The 21981-nt window shown below is 45.8% G+C and carries 12 protein-coding genes and 1 pseudogene; 10 read left to right on the forward strand and 3 right to left on the reverse strand.

The window, feature by feature from the left end; translation table 11 throughout:
• Positions 1–124 precede the first annotated feature (124 nt).
• The gene (locus tag Nant_RS10545; RefSeq protein ID WP_162224938.1) at positions 125–2992 is read left to right on the forward strand and encodes a UvrD-helicase domain-containing protein; all 2868 of its coding nucleotides are present in this window, start codon (positions 125–127) and stop codon (positions 2990–2992) included.
• A gap of 57 nt (positions 2993–3049) precedes the next feature.
• Here the strand turns inward: Nant_RS10545 and rnr are convergent, their stop codons facing one another.
• Positions 3050–5401 carry a ribonuclease R gene (gene rnr / locus Nant_RS10550; RefSeq protein WP_054341612.1) on the reverse strand — a complete coding sequence of 784 codons (2352 nt, stop codon included), beginning with the start codon at positions 5399–5401 and terminating at the stop codon, positions 3050–3052.
• Between the two features lie 804 nt (positions 5402–6205).
• On the opposite strand from rnr, the gene Nant_RS10555 reads away from it, so the two are divergent.
• Entirely contained in the window at positions 6206–8152 is a 1947-nt protein-coding gene (locus tag Nant_RS10555) for a GumC family protein (RefSeq protein ID WP_054341613.1), read from the forward strand.
• A 113-nt stretch (positions 8153–8265) separates the two neighbouring features.
• On the opposite strand, the gene Nant_RS10560 is transcribed toward Nant_RS10555, so the two are convergent.
• On the reverse strand, positions 8266–9096 hold the full coding sequence (locus Nant_RS10560) for a transglutaminase-like domain-containing protein (protein ID WP_054341614.1): 831 nt from the start codon (positions 9094–9096) through the stop codon (positions 8266–8268).
• A 173-nt stretch (positions 9097–9269) separates the two neighbouring features.
• Here Nant_RS10560 and Nant_RS10565 point away from each other — a divergent pair, with 173 nt between their 5' ends.
• From Nant_RS10565 to Nant_RS10595, 7 genes are all read left to right on the forward strand, one after another.
• The gene (locus tag Nant_RS10565; protein ID WP_054341615.1) at positions 9270–9932 is read left to right on the forward strand and encodes an MOSC domain-containing protein; all 663 of its coding nucleotides are present in this window, start codon (positions 9270–9272) and stop codon (positions 9930–9932) included.
• A gap of 44 nt (positions 9933–9976) precedes the next feature.
• Positions 9977–10651: a haloacid dehalogenase type II gene (locus Nant_RS10570; RefSeq protein WP_054341616.1), complete on the forward strand. Its 675-nt coding sequence runs from the start codon at positions 9977–9979 to the stop codon at positions 10649–10651.
• A 154-nt stretch (positions 10652–10805) separates the two neighbouring features.
• Complete coding sequence (locus tag Nant_RS10575) at positions 10806–11486, forward strand: glutathione S-transferase family protein (protein WP_054341617.1); 681 nt, start codon at positions 10806–10808, stop codon at positions 11484–11486.
• 26 nt (positions 11487–11512) lie between these two features.
• Complete coding sequence (yghU, locus tag Nant_RS10580; RefSeq protein WP_202904998.1) at positions 11513–12376, forward strand: glutathione-dependent disulfide-bond oxidoreductase; 864 nt, start codon at positions 11513–11515, stop codon at positions 12374–12376.
• 124 nt (positions 12377–12500) lie between these two features.
• The gene (locus tag Nant_RS10585; RefSeq protein WP_054341619.1) at positions 12501–13085 is read left to right on the forward strand and encodes a TetR/AcrR family transcriptional regulator; all 585 of its coding nucleotides are present in this window, start codon (positions 12501–12503) and stop codon (positions 13083–13085) included.
• A gap of 297 nt (positions 13086–13382) precedes the next feature.
• Positions 13383–14039, forward strand: coding sequence for a DsbA family oxidoreductase (locus Nant_RS10590; protein ID WP_202904994.1), 657 nt, complete (start codon positions 13383–13385; stop codon positions 14037–14039).
• Positions 14040–14103: 64 nt separating this feature from the next.
• On the forward strand, positions 14104–14571 hold the full coding sequence (locus tag Nant_RS10595) for a hypothetical protein (protein WP_054341621.1): 468 nt from the start codon (positions 14104–14106) through the stop codon (positions 14569–14571).
• A 112-nt stretch (positions 14572–14683) separates the two neighbouring features.
• Here the strand turns inward: Nant_RS10595 and Nant_RS21825 are convergent.
• Positions 14684–14806: pseudogene (locus Nant_RS21825) on the reverse strand (IS3 family transposase); the annotation flags it as partial.
• Between the two features lie 305 nt (positions 14807–15111).
• On the opposite strand from Nant_RS21825, the gene Nant_RS10600 reads away from it, so the two are divergent.
• On the forward strand, positions 15112–21981 hold the full coding sequence (locus Nant_RS10600) for an RHS repeat domain-containing protein (protein WP_054341622.1): 6870 nt from the start codon (positions 15112–15114) through the stop codon (positions 21979–21981).

The raw sequence follows: 21981 nt of genomic DNA on the forward strand, positions 1-21981 counted from the left end.
TGCTGCTGATGTCCCACATCACGTTACATTCGTAATTTACCGCTTGAATCAGAACTTGTAGAATGGTATCCCCCGAATAATTAAAGATAATGCATCGTAAGGGCACTGATCAGTGGTAGAAAAATTGTCATATAAATCTAATGGGTTAGGAAAGTATTTTAGTAATCGATTTGAAGAAATCCGCTTAGAAGATTCCGGTCTTATGCTGATCAGTACTCATCAAAAGCAGACAGCCCTCGATTGGAAGGATGTGAGCAGTGTCGGCAAACATCACCCAGGCATTATTTTTGACAAGGTTGTATTTGAATCCGCCGGCAAGACCATCTCAGTTGGATGGTTAAGTAAAGCCAGCGCACTATCTTTGGCGACATTATTCACAGAAAAATATTACACCTATCATTCACTATCTGCTGCAAAGACGCTTACCAAAATATCTAACCATCTTCAAAAAACTGGCTACCTGAGAAGTAGCCACTGTATGGCCATTAGTGACTTCATCAGCAAAGCGTTGGTGGAGATACACATACCCTCTGACGAAGTGCATCTTCCTGGCGCTATCAAAGAGGTTTTCTCTCAACTTAAACGTTGGGCTGAATTAGATCCCTCACTTGTTGAAGAAATGAGAGCGCGATATGTCTTTGAGCAGAAGCAAAATTATCAAACGCTCTTCGACAGCATTGAGTCGAATCCGTTAACAGAACGGCAGCGTGAAGCCTGTATCATCGATGACGATAACAACCTTGTTTTAGCCGGCGCAGGGACGGGTAAAACCAGCACGATGGTGGGTAGAGTGGCTTACTTATTAGAAAGTAAGCAGGCACTTGGGCAAGAAGTATTAATGCTCGCTTTCGGTAAAAAAGCCGCCATTGAAATGCGTGATCGTATCACTGATAAGCTGGGTACTACCTCAGTAAGCGCCTGGACATTTCATGTATTAGGCCAAATGGTTATTTCAACGGTGGAAGGTGAGAAACCGTCTATTTCGCCGTTAGCAAGTGATGAAAAACTGCTGAACAATCATGTAGACCAATGGTTTTCTGGTTTGCTGGAAATACCAAAATACAAAGAAATAACTCTTAAGTATTTTGAAAACTACCTTTTTCCTGAAGCTAATCCTTTCGAGTTTAAAACCCAGGGAGAATACTTCGAATACATCCGGGCGAATGAAATTAGAACACTGAAAGGAGAAGAGGTTAAAAGTTTTGAAGCGTGCCTCATTGCCAACTGGTTGTTTGCTATGGGCATTGAGTATCAATATAAGCCGTATTATTCCGAGAGTAATACCCGAACGCCTGATTTCAAACAGTATCAACCTGATTTCTATTTAACCGAGTTCGGTATCTATATTGAGCACCTCGGCATAGATAGAGATGGAAGCACAGCGCCCTATATCGATAGAGAAGGCTATCACGCGGGCATTGAGTGGAAACGGCAACTGCATAGTGAGCACTCCACACGACTGATTGAGACATATCACTATGAACAGCGCGAAGGGTGCTTGCTATCCAATCTGGAATCAAAATTGGCGAGCGAGGGTGTTCAGTTCGAGCCTTTGCCTGCTGATTCAGTTTTACATACCTTGCGTGAGTTCGGCGCGATTACAAAATTTTCCGTTCTGCTGTCGAGTCTTGTAAAGCGTTATCGCGCCAATTGTTATGCTTCAGGTGAATTAGATCGACTAGCCGATCATTTAGAAAGTACCGGCCAGCTTAAAGCTGCAATGGATTTACTGAGGCCTGTCATTGAGCGTTATGAAGCTTTCCTGACAGCGAATGACGAAATCGATTTTGAAGATATGATTGCGAAGGCCATTGGATATATTGAGAATGGATCTTTCACATCGCCATGGTCTTATATTCTTGTTGATGAGTTTCAGGATATCTCCGCACCGCGGGCGCGTTTGGTTAAAGCATTAAGAGACTCCGGAAAGAATACATCAGTGTTTTGCGTAGGCGATGACTGGCAGGCGATTTATCGCTTCGCTGGCAGTGATGTCGGCCTAACCACAGGCTTTGCGTCAGTGTTTGGTCCTACACAAACCACGTCGTTAGATAAGACCTTTAGATTTAACAACAGCATTAATGATGTAGCATCACAGTTTGTGATGCAGAACCCATCCCAGATGAAGAAACACATCACTACGCATACCGTTGTGCAGGAGTCTGCGGTTTCGCTGGTCATGAAGCCCATCTCAAATAACGAAGTATTCAAACACACCGTAGAGATACTGCAGAAAATAGCAGGCATGGCCAAGCAGGGGGCTTCTGTCTATCTACTGGCCAGATATCACTTCCGGCTTTTAGAATCTAACGAACTGGCACAGTTAAAGCGATCGGTTCCTGCTCTTAAGATTGAACAACACTCATTCCACGCATCCAAGGGTAAGGAAGCTGATTACGTCGTTATCCTGGGATTAGATAACACTAAAAATGGATTCCCTTCACGAAAGCTGACCGATCCGCTTTTAGATGTTTTATTGCCCATAGCCGAGCCATACCCTGATGCTGAAGAAAGACGTTTATTCTATGTGGCCATGACACGTGCAAGGCATCGATGCTATCTACTGACAGATATGAACAGAACGTCTGATTTTGTAAAAGAGCTGTTAGAAGATAACTACGCCATTGAGCTCAATGAATTCGATACTGACGCATCCCAGTTAACCGCTCCAGAGCATGAGTGCCCCTCCTGCATAACAGGAACACTGGTGAAGAGAAAAGGGCAATATGGTTCTTTTTTAGCCTGTACCAATTACCCACTATGTAACCATAACGAGAGCACTTGTCCGCAGTGTTCGGGTGGTATGACAACATCAGGTAGGTTTAGCGTTTGCCTGAATGATGCATGTGGTGGGTGGATACCGCTATGCCCGCAGTGTGAGGGGGTAATGAAGAGCAGAGAGGGGCGTTACGGGAAGTTTTGGGCGTGCAGTAATTATAGATCTGAGGGCCCCAGTTGTGACCACAAAGAACAGGATATTACCTATCGTTAAATGATCACAAACGTCTGCTGAGCTGAATCAGTGTCCAGCTCAGCAGGGTGTCATTTTTTAGCGCTTATATTTACCCGCGCCACTATGCTTTTTACTTTTTCGGCTCTTGGTTTTGAGCGGTCGATTATCATCAGATTTATCCGCCAGCTCGAATTCAATTTTACGTTGATCCATATCGACCCGTACAACACGGATATTAATGGTATCACCGATGCCAAAGGTGGCTCGGGTTCGCTCACCCACTAAACGCTGTTGTGCCGCATCAAACTGATAATAATCATTATTCAGGGCCGTGATATGTATCAGGCCTTCAATCAGAGTATCGTCGAGTTCAATAAACAAACCGAAGCTGGTGACACTGCTGATGACGCCGCTGAAAGTATCGCCAACATGGTCTTGCATATATTCGCACTTCAGCCAGGCTTCTACGTCCCAGCCAGCTTTGTCGGCCCGACGGGATACCAGTGAGCAATGGTCCGCCATCGTCTTCATTTTATCCAGATCATAGGGGTAGCTCTTGCCTGCCTCCATAGGGGCGGCACTTTTAATCCTATGTACCGGATCGGCACCCATGCCGGTAACCTTCTTCAGTACCCGGTGCAGTGTACTGCCACTTTCACTCCGGCGGATGACAGAACGGATGGCCCGGTGAACCAATAAATCAGGATAGCGCCGAATCGGTGAGGTAAAATGAGCATAAGCGGAATAAGCAAGACCAAAGTGCCCCTGGTTATCAGCGCTATATACCGCTTGGCTAAGCGAGCGCAACATCATAGTGCGGATAACCTGAGCATCCTTACGTTCATTAATGCCACGTAGCAAAAGATCATAATGTGCTGGCGTTGGTTTATCACCACCCGACAGATTAAGGCCTCTCTCACTGAGAAATTCACGTAAATTAGCGAGCTTCTTTTCGGCTGGCCCTTCATGCACCCGATAGAGTGCAGGCAGGTTTAATTTTTCCAAAAATTGCGCAGTAGCGACGTTGGCACAAAGCATAAACTCTTCGATCATCTTATGTGCATCGTTACGTATAACAGGCACTATCTGGTCAATTTTTCTACCTTCGGTAAATTTGAATTGAACTTCCTGTTTTTCAAAATCAATCGACCCGCGCTTGGTACGGGCCTTTCTTAAAGTCGCATACAGTTGGTGCAAGGCGTGGATATGTGGCACTACAGCATGATGATTCTTAGCGACCTGTTTACCCAAGCCATGATCCGAAGACGATAATAAAGCGCCTACCTGACGATAGGTCAGGCGTGCATGCGAGTTGATAACGCCTTCAGAAAATTTATAGGCTGCTATTTTTCCGGAACGACTAATCGCCATTTCACAGACCATAACCAGTCGGTCGACATGGGGGTTTAGCGAACACAATCCATTAGAAAGCGCTTCCGGCAGCATAGGTACCACGTGACCCGGGAAGTATACCGAGGTGCCGCGCTCTTCAGCCTCCTGATCCAGGGCGCTAGCGGGTAATACGTAATGTGAAACATCGGCGATCGCGACATATAAACGCCAGCCACCGGATTTTCTTTTTTCACAGTACACGGCGTCATCAAAATCCCGTGCATCGTCACCATCGATGGTGACAAAAGGTAAGTTCCTTAGATCTGAACGATGGAGTTTATCGGTTTCTTTAACCTCATCCGACATCGTCGCTGCTTCATCTAATACCGTCTGCGGCCATTTATGGGGAATGTCGTGGCTACGAATAGCAACATCAATTTCCATACCCGGTGCCATGGAATCACCCAGAATTTCGGTAACCCGACCCTCAGCGTTAAAGCGATTGCAGGGGTATTCGGTTATTTCTACGCTGACGTATTGCCCTGTCTGTGCACCGTTTAGCTGATCATCTGCAATATCGATCTCATTACGAATGCGGCTGTTTTCGGGCTGTAGAAAATAATCACCCTCTTCGTACTTTAAGCGGCCAACGACCTGAGAAGTATTTTTCTCCAGAATGTCAATAATCTGGCCTTCCTTGCGACCGCGACGATTAACACCCGTCATAAGGATGCGTACCTTGTCACCATGAAAAACTTTAAGCATCTGGCTATCATGTAAGAAGATATCGTTACCCACACCTTCCTGTTTCAGAAACCCAAAACCGTCGGGATGCCCGATGACCAGCCCTTCAAGAAAATCGTCTGCGCGTAGCAAGCTATAACCATTTCTATGATCGAAAGCTAATTGTCCATCACGCTCCATCGCACGAAGACGTCGTCTCAGGGCTTCTTTTTCATCACTGCTGGATAGCTGTAACAGCTCGCTGAGCTGATCTCGATCCAGAGTTTTCCCTGGTTCATCGAGTAGCCCCATAATGTATTCCCGGCTGGGAATAGGGCTGCTGTACTTTTCATAATCGGCGGCATTAATTGCCTGTTGTGAGTCTTTGCTCATATATCTCTCAAATAAAGAAAGCCTTGTATTTTTTCGAACAGTTACACGAGCTTCAATTTAAATAGAGCTCAGTGATAACGGGGTAATACGCAGGCGGTCATCACTCAAATCTGTTGAGTGAAAAAAGTTAATTAGTCTGCACGCTGGATTTTACACAGACGCGTTTAAACAGCACTCATGGCAGTAGTCGCAAAATTACTGGCAGAATATTGTTCTGATCATTTATCGTTCTACATTTCATCGGACTGGATTAGCCAAATCTCAACACTGTAAAGTAACAAAGCGAGTGTGAGGGGAGGTGTAAAAGAACATAAATTATCGAGTTAGCGAAAAATAAGACTGGAATTTAAAACGGTGAAACGAGGCTACTAACGAGTAATACAACGATAACAAGTGGTTAAAATACGCTTTTTCTTGGCTAGTCCATCACTATATAGAGTTGCTGCACTTTGTCAATGAATCGACTTTTTTGCTTCTCGTTGGCGGTTAAAATCTCCACTGGTAGTGAATCAATATAAGCTATTCATTCCAAATATGAGGGGCAGTCTGCGACCTGATCGGATGTGTTTTGGAAGGGAATCTGCTCAAAAAAAGTTAAGGAAAACTCATTTTAATTGCTTGTAGGATTGTTAATGTACATAAATATTAGCTGAGATAAATAGGTTATTTTTTTAGGGATATGAAATATGCAAAGATATGATAGAAGTTCCTCTCATGTTGGCATTGTTTCGAGTGACTGAAGGCGAGCAAATTCGCATTCGGGATTTCAGATAAGAAGCTACAAATCGTGGGAACTTTATTCTAATGGACAGTCAGAAACTACCCTGCATTGAAGTGTTAACACATGGATCTACAACACCATTTGCGGATGAGTCTATATGCCCGTGGTATTCTTCAAGGCGTTTTCAGATTTTTATTACGACTTTTATTTTAGCTGCCATTATTGGCTTAATTTATGTTTTTTTGCAGCCAGCTATTTATCAAAGTGATGTTACGTTATTAACGGTTGCGCCTACCCCGATAGACCAGGAAATTGAAGAAATTAATATTCAGCATGTTGCCATTCAAGGTAATATTTTAACAGGGCAGTCTCTTATTCAATCAACGAGAGAGATTCTTTCCTCCCTTGCCAGTGATGACATTCCTGACCCGATCACCTTACGTAATATGCTTTCTGTGAGTTTAGTCGCAGAAACAAACTTGATTAAATTGGTTGCCGAGGGTGAAAACCCCGGATTTTTGGCTCTGCTTCTCAACACCTTGATTGATCAATACCAAACACAACGCCTGCAACAGATTAAAACAGACACGGCTGAGACCACCAATGCTTTGCAGCAACAATTTGAATTGTTAAGCGAAAAAGTTGATCTGAAACGTAATCAGATCGACATCTTTCGTAATCAGCATAGTATTTTATCGGCTGGCAGGGATGAGAACCAGGTTTCTGCACGGCTAAATGGCTTAACCCGTTCTTTAAATACGGCCGAAGAAGCCGAGATAAATACAAGAGCAAAATTAGCCGCGGTAAAAAAAGCCATAAGCAGAGGCCTACCTGTTGTACCAGATACAGATAAAAGGAGTTTGGCTAACCTGGAACAACGAGCCCAGGAACTAAGTGAGAATTTAACTGAACTTGACCGACGTTACACACGCCAATATATGTCATTACAACCAAGCTTAAGAGTGATACCTGAACAATTAAAAAAATTAGAACAAAAAATTCGTGAGCAAAAAATTGATGGGCAAAATCTAGTATTAAGTGATGCTGAGCAAGATTACGCTGCAGCACATCAAGCGGCTATTGCGCTAAGGAATGAGATTGAGCAGTATAAAAAAATTGCTACCGAATTTACACGGCGTTTTTCTGAGCATGAGGCTCTGGTTGAGGATTTAACACAGCTAGAAGAGAGTTATCGTGAAATACAAAGCCGCCTTACTCAAATAGCCGTCACTCAACGTGAAAAATACCCGCAGTTTAAAGTAATAGAGCCAGCGTTCCAACCCAATACGCCAATACGTCCTGACTATTATCAAAATTCTGGTATTGTCCTCGCTCTAGCATTATTGCTTGGCTTACTTGCTATTCTGTTATTTGAGTTTTTAAAAAATGATAGTAGGGCAGACAATCCTGCAGTTGCAAGGTGGTCCCGAATTACCAGTAATGACCCGAGCTTAAATATTCGCCAGGATACAGTCGATAAACTTGAATACAGGAACAGCCGCGCAGCGACTCAGATGATTGCTCAAGAAGGTGTTAGAGCGTTAACATTAAATGAGTTGGAAAGACTACTAAAAGCCAGTAGCTCGAAAGGACAGGTTGTTATGACAGCTCTGCTTCAAGGGTTGTCAGTGCGTGAAATAAGTGAATTATCAAAGGTCAAAATAAATACCACTGAAAGTAACTTTAATGTACCTGGCTCCCCAAGTAGGCAGCTGCCTATTTCAAAAAAAATGGCAGAGCTTATTGATAACAATATTGATTTTGATATTACAGAAAGCGAAGCTATCTCACTCATTAACTGCGCAGCTTTTGATGCAAAAATTATAGACAGTAGTTGCGTTTCGGCAGAGTCTATTCGTTATAGTTATATAAACTTCTTAATACGCCAAGGTATAAAATTGGTTGATTTGGAGAAGGTAATAGGCGCCTTACCTATCCAGGTCGTTACCGAATATACACAACTTGCAGATAAAGCTTCACAAAAAAAAATTACTGAAATCAACCTTGTTCACCCACTTCTGGCAAGTTAGATAGATGTAGTATTTTTAGCTGATGTTTGCAAATATTTAACGTACTCAGCTAAGGCGTTACATCCATCAGTAATTGCATCCCCTCGTCAAGCGTGTGATGCGCAATTAATGAGTTAAGCGGTTGATACGGGATCCCCGTTATTGTACAGAAGGTTAGCATCAGCCGATGTAGCCTCTACCTTGATAGACTGCATAGTAGCCTGACCGACAATATTGGCAAATGAAGTGTCGGCAGCATCGCGGCCAATACCAATCCTCACAAGGCCACTTATCGGCGCCATACGAGTCGCATCAAAAAGATACCAGCGATCCTCTAAATACACTTCAAAAAAACCATGAAAGTCAGGTGGCTCCAAGCCAACGGCGTAGCCGGAAACATAACGAGCAGGAATACCCAGAGCGCGACACAACGCTATGCTGACATGAGCAAAATCCCGACAGACGCCAGCACGCTGAATGAGCACATCACACGCACTGGAAGACGCATCGGTACTGCCCGCAACGTAATCAATATGCGCATTGACCCAATTGCAAATCTGATCAACCCGGGAGTATCCACTTTGCAACTGACCAAATTCTTTCCAGGCAAAACGTCCCAGACGGTCAGATTCGCAGTATCGGCTCGGGTTTAAAAAAGGCAGCACCGCTGTCGGTAATTTTTTATGCTCAACCTCATTTAAATACTGGACCAACTCGGTTTCTGGCGATAATTGCACGGTAGCGCTGTATCTAATGCTCAATTCACAAGGCTCCACTTTTAAGCGAAGACCACGGCAGCCAAAGTCATTAAGCTGGCACCACTCACTATCGATAGCGGGGGAGAGTGTAAGGTTCTCTTCTAGCGTTTTTTGATGGTTAGTACTGGCCGCTGCAATGTTAAAAACAAAACTTGCAGCAGAATCAATGGTATAAATAAGCTCTGATGATATGTTCACAAAATGCATAATAGATGACCTGTAATGACAGATGATGGTCGTAGCAATCAACAAATTATAGATTACACATTATTGTTAGCGCTACATACTAATTATTATGAAAATCCCATGATTACTCAAGCTGGTTATTTTAGCCACTCAACTCTAAACTGGTCATCTGACGTCAAAGGCAGGGGTATATCATGGAGAGTGAAATAAAGCAGCTCAGTGCTTCGATAGAGGGCCTCTATATCGGCGAGCTATCGACCATAGGTCCGGGGAATACGGCCACGGGGATTTTTAAAATACCCTCGGAAAAAACCCACCAAATCGATGAGATGGGATTGAGTGGCGATATTCAGGTGGATAAACGGGTACACGGTGGCCCGGAAAAAGCGATCTATCATTACCCGGCAGAACATTACGCGTTGCTGCAACAGGCTCTCCCTCATCTGAGTGAGCATTTTCAACCCGGCTCTATTGGTGAAAATATATCGACTCAGGGTCTGCTGGATACCGACGTACATATCGGAGATACCTTTCGGCTTGGCAGTGCCATCGTGCAGGTATCTCAGCCACGTCGCCCCTGTTGGAAAGTAAATCATAAATATGGCAATGCACATATCGCCTCCGTGCTCATGTCTGAAGCGATCTCAGGATGGTATTACCGGGTATTAGAAAACGGACAGCTGCGCCGTGGCGATTCAATCGAATTACTTGATCGACTGAATAACAGTATTCCGGTAGCCAATATCTGGCAGATATTTATGCAACGTGTTGAGCAGCAAGCGGAACACTCCAGCACTAGCGGGCATACAACTCATGCTAAGATTCCCGGTCTTTCCAATGAATGGCGCTTTGAATAGACCGCTACAGGCTGAGTTCTCTTTATTTTTGCGAGGGGTAACGTATGAAACAAACAACGATTTTATTCGATATAAACGAAACGGTTTTAAACTTAAGCGTGTTAAGGCCGAAGTTTAAGTCATTTTTTGGCGATGAATGTTTTACAGATACCTGGTTTTCCATGTTGCTGCATGCGTCCACTGTTTCCATGATAACGGACGTTAAAACAGACTTCGCATCTCTATCAAAAATTATGCTTGAGGCTCTTGCTGCCAGAAATGGGGTTCTTATATCCAGCGCAGAAATTGCTGATATTCTCGGAGGCTTTTCAAGTCTGCCGGCTCATTCTGATATAAAAACGGCACTATCAAGGTTACGAGCAGAAGGCTTTCGCGTTGTAGCATTCTCAAACTCATCACGTAACTTAATTACCAATCAAATCCACAATGCTGGTTTAGATGAGTATTTTGATGAGGTCATCTCGGTGGAGGAGGCGGGTACATTTAAGCCAAGCCCAATGGCATACCAGTTTGCCTCGACTAAGCTGGGTCAACCTAAGGACAAGCTTAGACTGGTGGCTACTCATGATTGGGATACACATGGCGCTATGAGTGCTGGTTTAGAAGCGGCTTACATCAATCGCTCCGGCGCGCCTTATAACCCTCTATTTAAAAAGCCCGGGATCTACGGCTCAACAATGAACGAGATTGTGGATCAAATAATTGCAACAGATACCTAACACGTCATTCTTAGGTAGCTTATTACAATCAATAGTTGAACGATCGATCAAAATAAACTTGAACGACTGTTCAATGGTGTTTATAGTAGTTTCAATCTCAAGGGACAAGGGTTCCAATTGAATAAAACATCAATGACTTTAATAGGGTAATAATATGCTTAAGTTTTATTTCCACCAAACGCCAAACCCAATGAAGATTGCTCTTTACCTTGAAGAGGCCGGTTTACCGTATGAATTGATCCCGGTAGATACAATGAAAGGTGAACAACATACCGCTGAATTCCGGGCGATCAGCCCAAATGGAAAAACACCTGCGATTGAAGACGATGGCAAACGTGTATTTGATTCTACTGCTATCTTAATGTATCTCTCTGAAAAAACAGGACTATTAGCGGGTAAAGCAGAAGAACGTAGTGAAATGCTGTCGTGGTTGATGTTTTTAGCGACAGGTTTAGGCCCTTTTTCTGGTCAGTCAGTTCACTTTAGACATAAAGCGCCAGAGCAAGTGCCTTATGCAATCAATCGCTATCTTCGTGAAGCTGAACGTCATTATGAAGTGCTGGAAACACACATGGAAGGTCGTGACTATATAGTGGGTGATGAATATTCCATTGCAGATATTGCAGCATGGGGTTGGATTGATAAAGCAATGGCCGTGTTAGGCGGGGAAGGTTTAGCAAGCTATCCAAACTTAAAACGTTGGTTTGCAGGCATCAATGCGCGTCCTGCAGTAGAGCGGGCACGAAACATTGATAAAGACATTCAATTTAAGTCTGATTTTGATGAAGAGGCCGCACGCGCACTCTACCCGCAAAATTTTGATAAAAAATCCTAATAGCCTTACAGCATAAGCGCAGGAGGATAAGCGTGGGAAATCAATACACCCCCCCAAAGATCTGGACTCATGATGCAGAGAGTGGTGGTACATGGGCAAACGTTAATCGTCCGGTGTCGGGCGCGACCCATGAAAAAGCGTTACCGGTGGGTGAGCATGCTCTGCAATTGTACTCAATGGGCACGCCTAATGGCCAAAAAATCACCATCATGTTGGAAGAGTTATTAGCACTCGGTAAGCATGCGGAATACGATGCCCACATGATCAGGATTGGTGAAGGCGATCAGTTCTCATCGGGTTTTGTGGATATTAACCCTAATTCTAAGATCCCGGCATTAGTTGATCACGCTAGCGAAGAGGCTGAACCTATATTTGAATCAGCTTCAATTCTGGTTTATCTTGCGGAAAAGTTTGGTGCATTTATGCCTGAAAAAGGCATTAAACGCACGCAAGTCTTCAACTGGTTGTTCTGGTTACACGGCTCTGCACCCTATTTAGGTGGTGGTTTCGGTCATTTCTATTCTTATGCGCCCGAGAAATTCGAATATTCCATTAATCGTTTTACAATGGAAATTAAGCGTCAGTTAGATGTTCTCGATAAGCAGTTGGCAAAAAATGAATTTATCGCAGGCGATGAATTCAGTATTGCGGATATTGCAACCTGGCCTTGGTATGGCAACTTAGTCCTGGGCAATCTTTACGACGCGAAAGAGTTCCTTCAGGTGGAAGATTACACACACGTACAACGTTGGGCGAAAGCCATCTTAGCGCGTCCTGCCGTACAACGTGGGCGCATCATCAACCGTAACTGGGGTGAAGACTGGGAACAGCTTGAAAACCGTTATTGTGCTGAAGATATTGATAAAGTGTTAGCATTAAATCCAGAGTAGCTTCTGTCGAGTTAAGATAATCGACTGAATTAAAAGCCTGGTGGCATCATTGTCATTAGGCTTTTGTTGTTTTAAAAAAAGTTAAGACAAAAGTTTTCAAGGTGGCAAACATGAGTAAACAAGCATGAGTAAACAAGCAAAATTTAATCGTGACGAAGTGATCGAAAAAGCAAAGAATCTCTATTGGGAAAAGGGCTATCACGCAACGTCAATGAGAAATCTACAAGACGTGGTTGATATGCGCCCTGGTAGTATTTATGCGGCTTTTGGTAGTAAAGATAATTTATTTAAAGAAACATTAAATCGTTATGCCGAGGTAGGTGCCGAGAACCTTGCCGACTGTATGACGCAAGAAACAACCGCGCTGGGAGGGTTAAAACGATTCCTTCGTAATGTGACTATTTGTAATAAAGGCACTGCACCAAGTGGCATGTGTATGATTGTTAAAAGTGTCGCTGAACTAACGCAAAACGATAACCCAGAGTTACTTGCCAAGGCAACGAGCATTTTAGAAAGTATAGAAGCGTCTTTTGCTAACATTTTCCAACAAGCCATCAATAATGGTGAAGTCAGCACCGCGAAGAGTCCAATTGCATTAGCGCGTTACTTCCAAATTCAACTCATAGGTTTAAGGACTTATGCCCAGGTAACGAACAATGTGGACGCAGTAGAAAAGTATATTGACGATATATTTGAAGAGCTACTCTAAAACTATTCTCTTCATTCTAATGTAGTGTAATTTAATCACCGCCTGGTCAGATCCAGATCTATCAGCAAGACCCTATAGGGCTAATTCTACTCAAGCCTACTACCTGCCCGTAACACATCTTGGCGATTTTCTAGCTGTCTTAATGTCGGTTTTTACCACCAGCATGTCCATTTATATACACCAGAAATCCGAAGTTGAACATTCGTTCAAATTAAGCTTGAGCGGTCGTTCAATAATGTTTATAGTGTTATCCATGATAAGCGCTGAAGTGAGCAGGGCATAACGAGGAGTAGCACCTTGAGCAATAAGATGAACGACAAGATTAAGCTAGATATAGTGTCCGATGTTGTGTGCCCATGGTGCATCATTGGCTACAAACACCTGGAAGCCGCCATCAATGAATTAGGCCTGCAAGATAGGGTCGAAATTGAGTGGCAACCGTTTGAACTGAACCCCGATATGCCCGAGCAAGGCGAGGAGCTGCGCGCCCATGTGCTGCGTAAATACGGCGCCACGCGTGACGACAGTGAAAAAGCCCGCGCTAATATCAGTGCCCTTGGTGCTGAGTATGGATTTACGTTTGATTACTTTGAAGAGATGAAGATAGTTAACACCCGCGATGCGCATCTGTTGCTGGATTTTGCACATGAACAAGGCTTACAGCATCAGCTAAAACAGCGTTTATTTGTCGCCTTCTTTACGGAGCATAAGGATGTATCCAATCGCGCCATCTTGCTGGAAGAAGCTCAGAGTGTAGGCCTGGATACTGCGGCTGCCGCGTTAGCCTTGGATGACACTGAGCGTCGCCGCCACGTATTGAACCAAGAGGCTCAGTGGCAGCAGCAGGGGATTTCAGGTGTGCCAACAGTGATCTTCAACCGCAGCAGCGCGATGACCGGAGCTCACCCGCAGAGTACCTATAAAGATGTACTTCGAAAGTTAGCAAGCCAGTAGCATATTGCCCAAACGGCAATCGTTTATACAGAGAGACGGCCTCATCACTTTATGGAAATCAATAATGAAGCGTTTAAAAAACCAAATTTTATTCATGGCCTGTCTTTTCGGTGCAGTTATGGGCGTTGTCTTTATAGTCATTCAGCCTTGGTTTGGAATGGATACATTGACAAGCCGGCATGCTGCAGCGTATCAGCAACTGGGTGGCTGGAATAGCGTCGCTGCCATAATGATTGCCTGGACTGCTCATATGGCGGTCTCTGTATTTTATGGATTTTTAAGTGGTATCGTTATTTTGAGTACGGCGCGATTGGAACTTATTGCACTGGCTACTTTAGTCTTCTCATGGCTGACAACGCTGATAGCACCGCCCGCCAATGCAATTATCGTACAGCTTGTTTCTTTTCAACATCTTCAGGTGAGCCAATTGCCCGGCTTAAACTTCAGTCTGGATATCAAATTTGTGTTACATCTCGTATTTTTTGCCGCCATTAGTGTGGCGTTGTATGTCTACAAGAAAAGAGTTTACTGATAGGTCAGTAGATATCGACTCCGTTCGATAATTTGAATCTCACATTGTGTACGCACTGCGTACACAGTTGAGCGGGACACATCTACGGGCGTTAATTGCACTGGATGTTCTACTTTTTTTGTAAAGCTTCTTGAACGATCTCTGCCTTTAAGCGCGCCATCAAAGACGCGTCCATACCGCCATATTTGGCACGCCATTTATAAAATGAAGCGGAAAAACGTGATATTTTCATGCAGAACCTCCTGCGTATAGATTACGAGAAAATTCTACTTTTTAGTAATGTTGATTTTCGGGGGGATTACCCCACTCCCTAGATTATTCTATTCTCTACGAAAGACATCTGTATCAGCCAAGCATCGAAATTTCTCGTGGCTGCGGGATGGAATTATCCTCCAGAAATTTCGACCTGAGTTAGGTGTCGATGTCACTAAGACCCTTGTTCATCTGCATTGATCTGACTATCTGTACGAGAATACTCGCCCATACTCTGATAATCTGGTAATGGTTTCCTGGTATTGAACATTTGAAGAGGACTTTCATATGGAATATTCGGCCAAAGAACTGACGGCAAATTGGCGTGAAATACTTGTGCAAATTCGATTTCTTGTTTGTTCGCTTTTGTTGTCAGTATTTCCAACACTCGTGCATGCTTCCGAGTCGATGGTTGATCCTTCGGATTTTTTCCATTCTATGATTCAAAGTGTTGATGGAAATGTCTATGGCGCCGAGGAGTCGGTGGCTTTTGGGTCTGTTTCTGGGAACGGCGGGTATGACGTTTCGGTGCCGGTCAGGTTCCCGGAACCAAGAGGTGATCTTCGACTGCCGTTTGACATCCGCTACACAGGTGGAAATAGGGTTGGAAATGTTGGCGTTGGTTTTGTGGCAGAGACTTGGCACATACGGGAATCAATATCCGTGGCCGGACGAAAACCATTAATCACAGAGGGGAATAATTTCGGATCGGCGAAGCGTATTCAACTATTTATGGGTGGTGAATCTCATCTGATGAATCCAACCGGACGTCCCCATGAATATCAGGCGATGGTGGCCGGACGCATGCTTCGTCTTGTCTCGACCGACCATGGCTTCCTTCTAAACGATACCGACGGGCGGCAGTACGAATTTAAATCTCTCATCGATACAGAGCCAGATATCTTTTATCACCTTACGAAGGTCACGGATCGAACAGGTGAGAACAGTATCGAATTCACGCACTCGCCGGATACTCATTCCTACTGTGCTCTGGACGAAGAAAGACCAAAACACCCAGACCTGCTTTTGTCACAGATTGCCTATAGCTTTGCGGATGATTGTCCAAAATATGTGCTGGATTTCGAATACGGACCTTGGGGCTGGGACGGTAATCAGGGGCCCAGCTGCCAAACGAGTTCGGGCGAGCAGCAGGCGGTTCTATCTGTAGACGCACGCGGAGGCTTCATGCAAGCCCGCATGCGTATTTTGAAAAGCCTGAGCGTCAATGTTTCTACCGAAAATCAATGTGTACTTCCAATGGGGTCCGCAGATGCGACATCGGTTCTTAAGACGTATCAATTTGCATATAGGCCGGATCGGGATACGCATCAGCCGCGCCTGACTTTCGTGGATGTTCGGGGACGGGATTCAGAAGAAATTCGCCCGGTCGCCGTCTATAGCTATGGGTCTACGGAATTGGATGGTGAACTGGTTTTCGGCGCCCAGGCGGATATCCCTGTCCCCGCTGACCTGCCAGGGAACAATATCGGGATCGGCTTTTCGACGGAAAATTCGAATGACGAAGAATTTGTGACGCACCAGGTCTTGGCGGACATGACCGGGGACGGCCTGGCGGATCTGGCTTACTTTAACGGGTCGGATTGGATACTACAAAGTAACCTGATTGGGACGTCGACGAACACGCTGAACAGTCCGGACCGGATTTCAGATTTGAATCTGGGCGGATCGCAGCTGACCATGCAGGACGGCAGCAAGATCGATGGCCCGGCTGGCCCCTTATATGTCAATTTCAATTCGTGGTCTCAGCTGATCGATTTTAATGGTGATGGGCGGTTGGATCGCATTTCTGCACTCCAAGATAATTCTGATGTCTGGTCTGTAGAATTGAACCTTCCAGGGGCGCAAGGGGCGCAAAGCATCTCCTGGTCTCACTATGAATTTGACGTGACCCGCATTCGCTTTGAGCTTCTGGCGGCAGGCTTAATTGAGCCTGCTGCCAATCTCTCATTATCGAGATCAACGTCCGACATTGCAGATGACGACCGATTGATCCACGGCCAATGGAAACTTGAAGACGTCAACGGCGATGGCCTTCCTGACTTTATCTTCAACGCCGAGCCGCTGCATGACCAATTGGCAGATGAGGATTGCAGTATCTTCGATCAGGTCTTTGACGATAACGGAGAATTGGTTGAAACAAGCGAGGTGCAGAATTGTACGGCCTGGGCTAGGTTCAAACCTGCCGATAACAATAATATCCGTGTGTATTACAACGTATCCAGGGGTGGTTTGTTGGAGTTTTCGGACCGATCAACTGTGCTTGTAGTACCACAGCCAGGCGGTGGCGTTTGCGGCGTAGAAGCCTGGTTTGAAACGCAGGATTCTCGCACCCAAATATGTGGATTTTCTGACATCAACGGCGATGGTTTTGCCGACTACCTGCAAAGCGGAAATTACGTGCTAGAAGACGAAGGCGGCGATCAGGAGACGATTTGGGTCTGGTTTGGAAACGGTCGCCCCGGTGACTTCGCGCCAGGCGATTTTCACCTTCCCGGGCCCATGGCTGGCATTCGCGGTACGCGTCCTCCGGGCTGTGACGGGGCCTATACCACACAACAAACATCAGGGCTGATTGATCTGACGGGGGATGGAATCCCGGACTATGTGCAGCAGCGTCAGGTCTCAGGTGATGTAGATCAAAAAGTATGGGGCCTACGAGTTGGCATGGGTGTCGGCTATGCTAAAGAAATCCCAATGAAAGTGCCGGCGACTTTTCAAATGAAGTCCGACGTGCACTACTGCGACGACAACCAGACACAGAGTATTTCAGGTTTGTTGGACATTAACGGCGACAAAAGGCCGGAATTTGTGCTGGGCGCTTCCACGCAAAATGAGCAGGGAGACGTTGACACTTTTTACAAAGTCTACGAAATCGTCGGCGGTCTTCAGGGCAAGGCCGGCGCCCCTAATTCCGGGCGCTTGATCGCGGTTGATAACGGGTACGCAGGGCGGACCAATATCGCTTGGCAATCTGCCAAAAGGGATCCAAATACACGCCACCAAATTCCGTATCCAGAAATGGTCGTTGTGGAAACCCATTCGATTGGGTTACGCGGTCTGGCTGATCCCATCAACGCTACACAATACGCCTACGGTGACGCAAATCTGTTTTATGACGCCCTGATGTCGCGTTTCAGTTTCCGCGGATATGGGCGCAAAGTTACGTTAAGAACGCATCGTGGGTCGCCGCAAGAAAGACGCATGGGGTCGGCCAAAATTTTTGACAGAATTACCCCGAATTCGAACGCCGGGCTAGTGGGTTACCGAGGCTATGCATTGGTTGGTATGCTTCGCGATGAATTTCGACTGTCTGGCGTGATGCCGGAAGACCCCCGCGACCTTCTTGGTTTGGATTTGACCAATAATCAGATGGTGCAGGGGGCAATTCATACTCGGTACGGGGTTTCTTCTAAGGCAGACTACGTTCCGCAGCCTGGCGATGAATGTGACGCCGTTGCGTCCCCGTATGATGCGACATTGTCCTCACCTGACCCTTTGCTATGCGCCAGGTTTGGGTTCGTGTTCCCTGCGATTTCAACAGTTTGGGAAGGTTCTTTGTTGCCGCCAGGCGATGCTGCGATCATTAAACAAAACCGGATCTGTGAGATAAATGATTACGGCCAGACGACTTGGGAATGGCGATTGAATGATGTCGCGCCGAATCGTGCCGACGATGACGTCTGTCAACTTACTGAATACAGCGTCAATGATGTGGGTGGGGCGAACAGAATGCTCTCTGAAATATCATCCTCTTCAACGAATGCATGTGCTGCAACTGGTTCTTCGGTCAGCATCGCGCCGACCTATACTCGCTTTTGCAAAACGCTAGGAGTGGGACCGGCGGTTTCGGGGGTTGGATATCTGTATGATGGACTGCCATCGGGGCAAATTCAAAAAGGTTTACGCACGGCAAATATCCGCCAAAGGTACAACCCGCAAACGGGCGCTCTTCTGGATGAAGTAATATCTTCAACGCAACAACACGACGAATTTGGAAACATCACGACTGTTATCAAGGAAAGAGAAGACGGTGTCGTGCGCGAAACGAACACCCAGTTTGGTCCGTTTGGTATTTCCCCTGTTCTCATCTCGGAGGCTTCCAGCGACGTAACTGCCCCAATATCCACAAGCGCGGGATTTGATCCGGTATTGATGAAACCAACACTTGTAAAAGACGCAAACGGATTCCAGAAACACTACCACTATGACTCATTCGGGCGACTCTCGTCGTCCGGATTTTCGTTCACCGCTGACCAACAAGAACGCCTGCTTAGTGAAATTTCATACGAAGACGACCCCAATGATCCCACGGGAAGGCGCATCGTCCGAAAAGACTATGATTGGTTGGCGCCACTTGGCGGCATAATTGTCGAGACGCCACTACCGATTGAAAAGACCACTTGGTTTGATGAATTCGGCCGAAACCGATTTACTGAAAATCACCTTGGCGCTGACTATCAGGACGAAACCCTGATTTCAGGATATTTGCAATTTGATGAATTGGGACGCCGTTCGTTTGAAGCCGATCCCTATCTTTTGGGCGATAACCCAGTACTTTCTTATGGCACCTCTTATCACTACTATCCAGATGGCAAACTTGAGTGCAGTATTCGAGGTAATGGACCACAATCACTCTCATGGGTTTCGGTGCCTTCAGATGAACGTTTCGCGACGTGCACACGCTTTAAATACGATCAACGACAACTGCTAATTCAAACGTTTGGCCCCAACGAACTTACGCCAAATCACAATGAATCCGGATCTTTCGACGAAGAAGTGAAATCGGCAAATGATTGGCTCCTGCGTGCTTCCAGATGGACAAATGGGCAGCGGGTTGAGCATTCCAGTTATTCTTACGACCGACTGGGCCAACAGATTGGAGTGGCGCGCTTTGTAACCCCGCAACTGTCGACCGGGGCCGTTGCGAATTGGTCCTTCGTAGTAGATTCGCTTGGACAGTTGCTAAGCGTAGAACAACCGGATGTCGCGACGCGTTTTATTGAGTACGACAGTTTCGGCCAGGTCATTCGGGAATCGTGGGGCGACAACGCAACGCCTCCGGTTCCTGTCCTTGAGACTCGGTATGCCTATGATGGTTTTGGTAGATATCAATCGATCTTGATGTCTGTGGACGGGATCGTCGATGATACTTCTATTACCAAGTTTCAGTGGGACGCAGACACTGGTAACCCGGCTCACGTGAACCCAGATAATCTGCTCGGACGTCTTGCGGCTGTGCATGATTCATTAGGTTCGACCTATTTTGGTTATGACGTCTTTGGTGGCCTGTCTTCAACAAGCCGGACGCTTGACGACATTAATGGGAGATTTCAGATTGATCGCAGGAACTACGTTTCTGGTAAACTTTCGGCGCTGCTTTTCAATGTGCAGGATGGGGCCAATACGCAAGCTGAAGTCGTAAATTATGGCTATGACAGCGCCGGCAGAATGCAAATTGCTACGGTGGATTCAGGGGCTGGCAATAAGATGATCTTTGAGGCAAAAATAGACCCTTTCGGTCATTATCGACAAATCTGGCTTGGAAATGGAACTGTTGAAACTGCGACATTCGCGCAGGGTGGGCGACAAGTTCTTGAGCAGCGCAGTTTGAGTAGCGCTTCTCGGTCTGACGTAATTCAATTTGCCGATTACGATGGCGAGGACAAGCTGGGCCGCAGAACCCACACGGGTGTTACCGGGACGAGTGCTCCTTGGATCAGACAAACAACTTATGCCTATGACTCTATGGAGCGTTTGACGCAAACACATCGAACTGAACTGTCATTGGCTGCCTCGCCAAACATAAGTAATGAAGTCTTTAACTATGATGCGATTGGGAACGTAACCTCGATAGAAGATACCAACTCGAGTGGAGCAGGGGGCCTTCAATTGGACTATTCAGGCGTTGATCCAGATCGTATTTGTGGCATTCAGGAAGCTAATGTTTCCACGTCGCCCGGGTGCAACGTTCATTACGATATAATGGGAAATATCGTTGAATTTCCTGACGGTTCTGGCGTGCGTACCTTTGACTACGACGCGAAGGGTCGACTGACTCGTGCACAAAAAGGGCAAAATTCGCTTTCCATCGCTTACGATGGTTTCGGCGAGATCAGCAGATTGTCGGTCGATGACGCATTTAATTCAGTTCAGCGGAGAAGCATTAAAATTGATCCACTTCTAGAAGCCGTTGACCGAGGTGCTGGTTGGGTCTTTGACAGGAAAATTGCAGGGCCCGAGGGCCGCACGATTGTGACCTTGCGTGGCTTTGGCGACCAAGAAACGCAAATATATTCGCACCCTGGATTTGGAGGTAATGAACTTTTTAGCGATCAGAATGGAAAGGTTGCGCAGGAAATCGAGTACAAGTCATTTGGGGGTATCCTTTCCGACAACGGTGCTCCCGGAACGATAGGTTACAGTGAATACCAATGGAGCGAAGCAGAGACGCTTCGTTCATTGGGTATCGCGTTATTGGGGGCGCGGGTCTACGATCTGCAAACCGGACGATTTTTGCAAAGGGATCCGCTTATCATTTCGCGGCCGGCCGGGCTTTCAAATCCATATGCATTCGCTTTCAACGATCCCATAAACTTTGCGGACCCTACGGGGCTTGATCCTAATTTGGTCGACAATGAGATGGTGTTTGAAGAGTCAGAGGTCGATTTTTATTACGTCAATAGAAATCACATCTATAGGTCCCAAATAGACTCCCTCGATGGGCAGATTGAAGCCGTAGGTGACAAAATCATAGACCTCAAATCCAGTAGGTATGAGTCAGACTCACCATCAACGGGCGACAGGGTTCTTGGCGGGGTAGGATTCGTACTTTCGTTACTTGGCGCCGAAGCATCGTGTGTCAGTGTGGCCGGTTGTGGGTTGGGTGTTTCCGCAGCTTCGGTGTCTGCGGGAGCATCTCTCGAACTCGCGTTGTCGCCAAAGCCTAAAGGAGCAATTGCACTTGAGCGAATTAGGGATAAGATTGATTTTTTTCAACATGTTAAAAGTAGATTAAGTGCAAGCAGGAATGCAATTAACGCAAAAATCAGGCCCGAAGTTAGGCCTCTTGTAGAAGAAGTGCCTGTTGTTAGACCTCTTGTAGATGAGATGCCTATAGTAACACCGCTCATAGAATAG

Origin of the sequence: Neptunomonas antarctica (assembly GCF_001305295.1) — a bacterium.
Lineage (GTDB): Bacteria > Pseudomonadota > Gammaproteobacteria > Pseudomonadales > Balneatricaceae > Neptunomonas > Neptunomonas antarctica.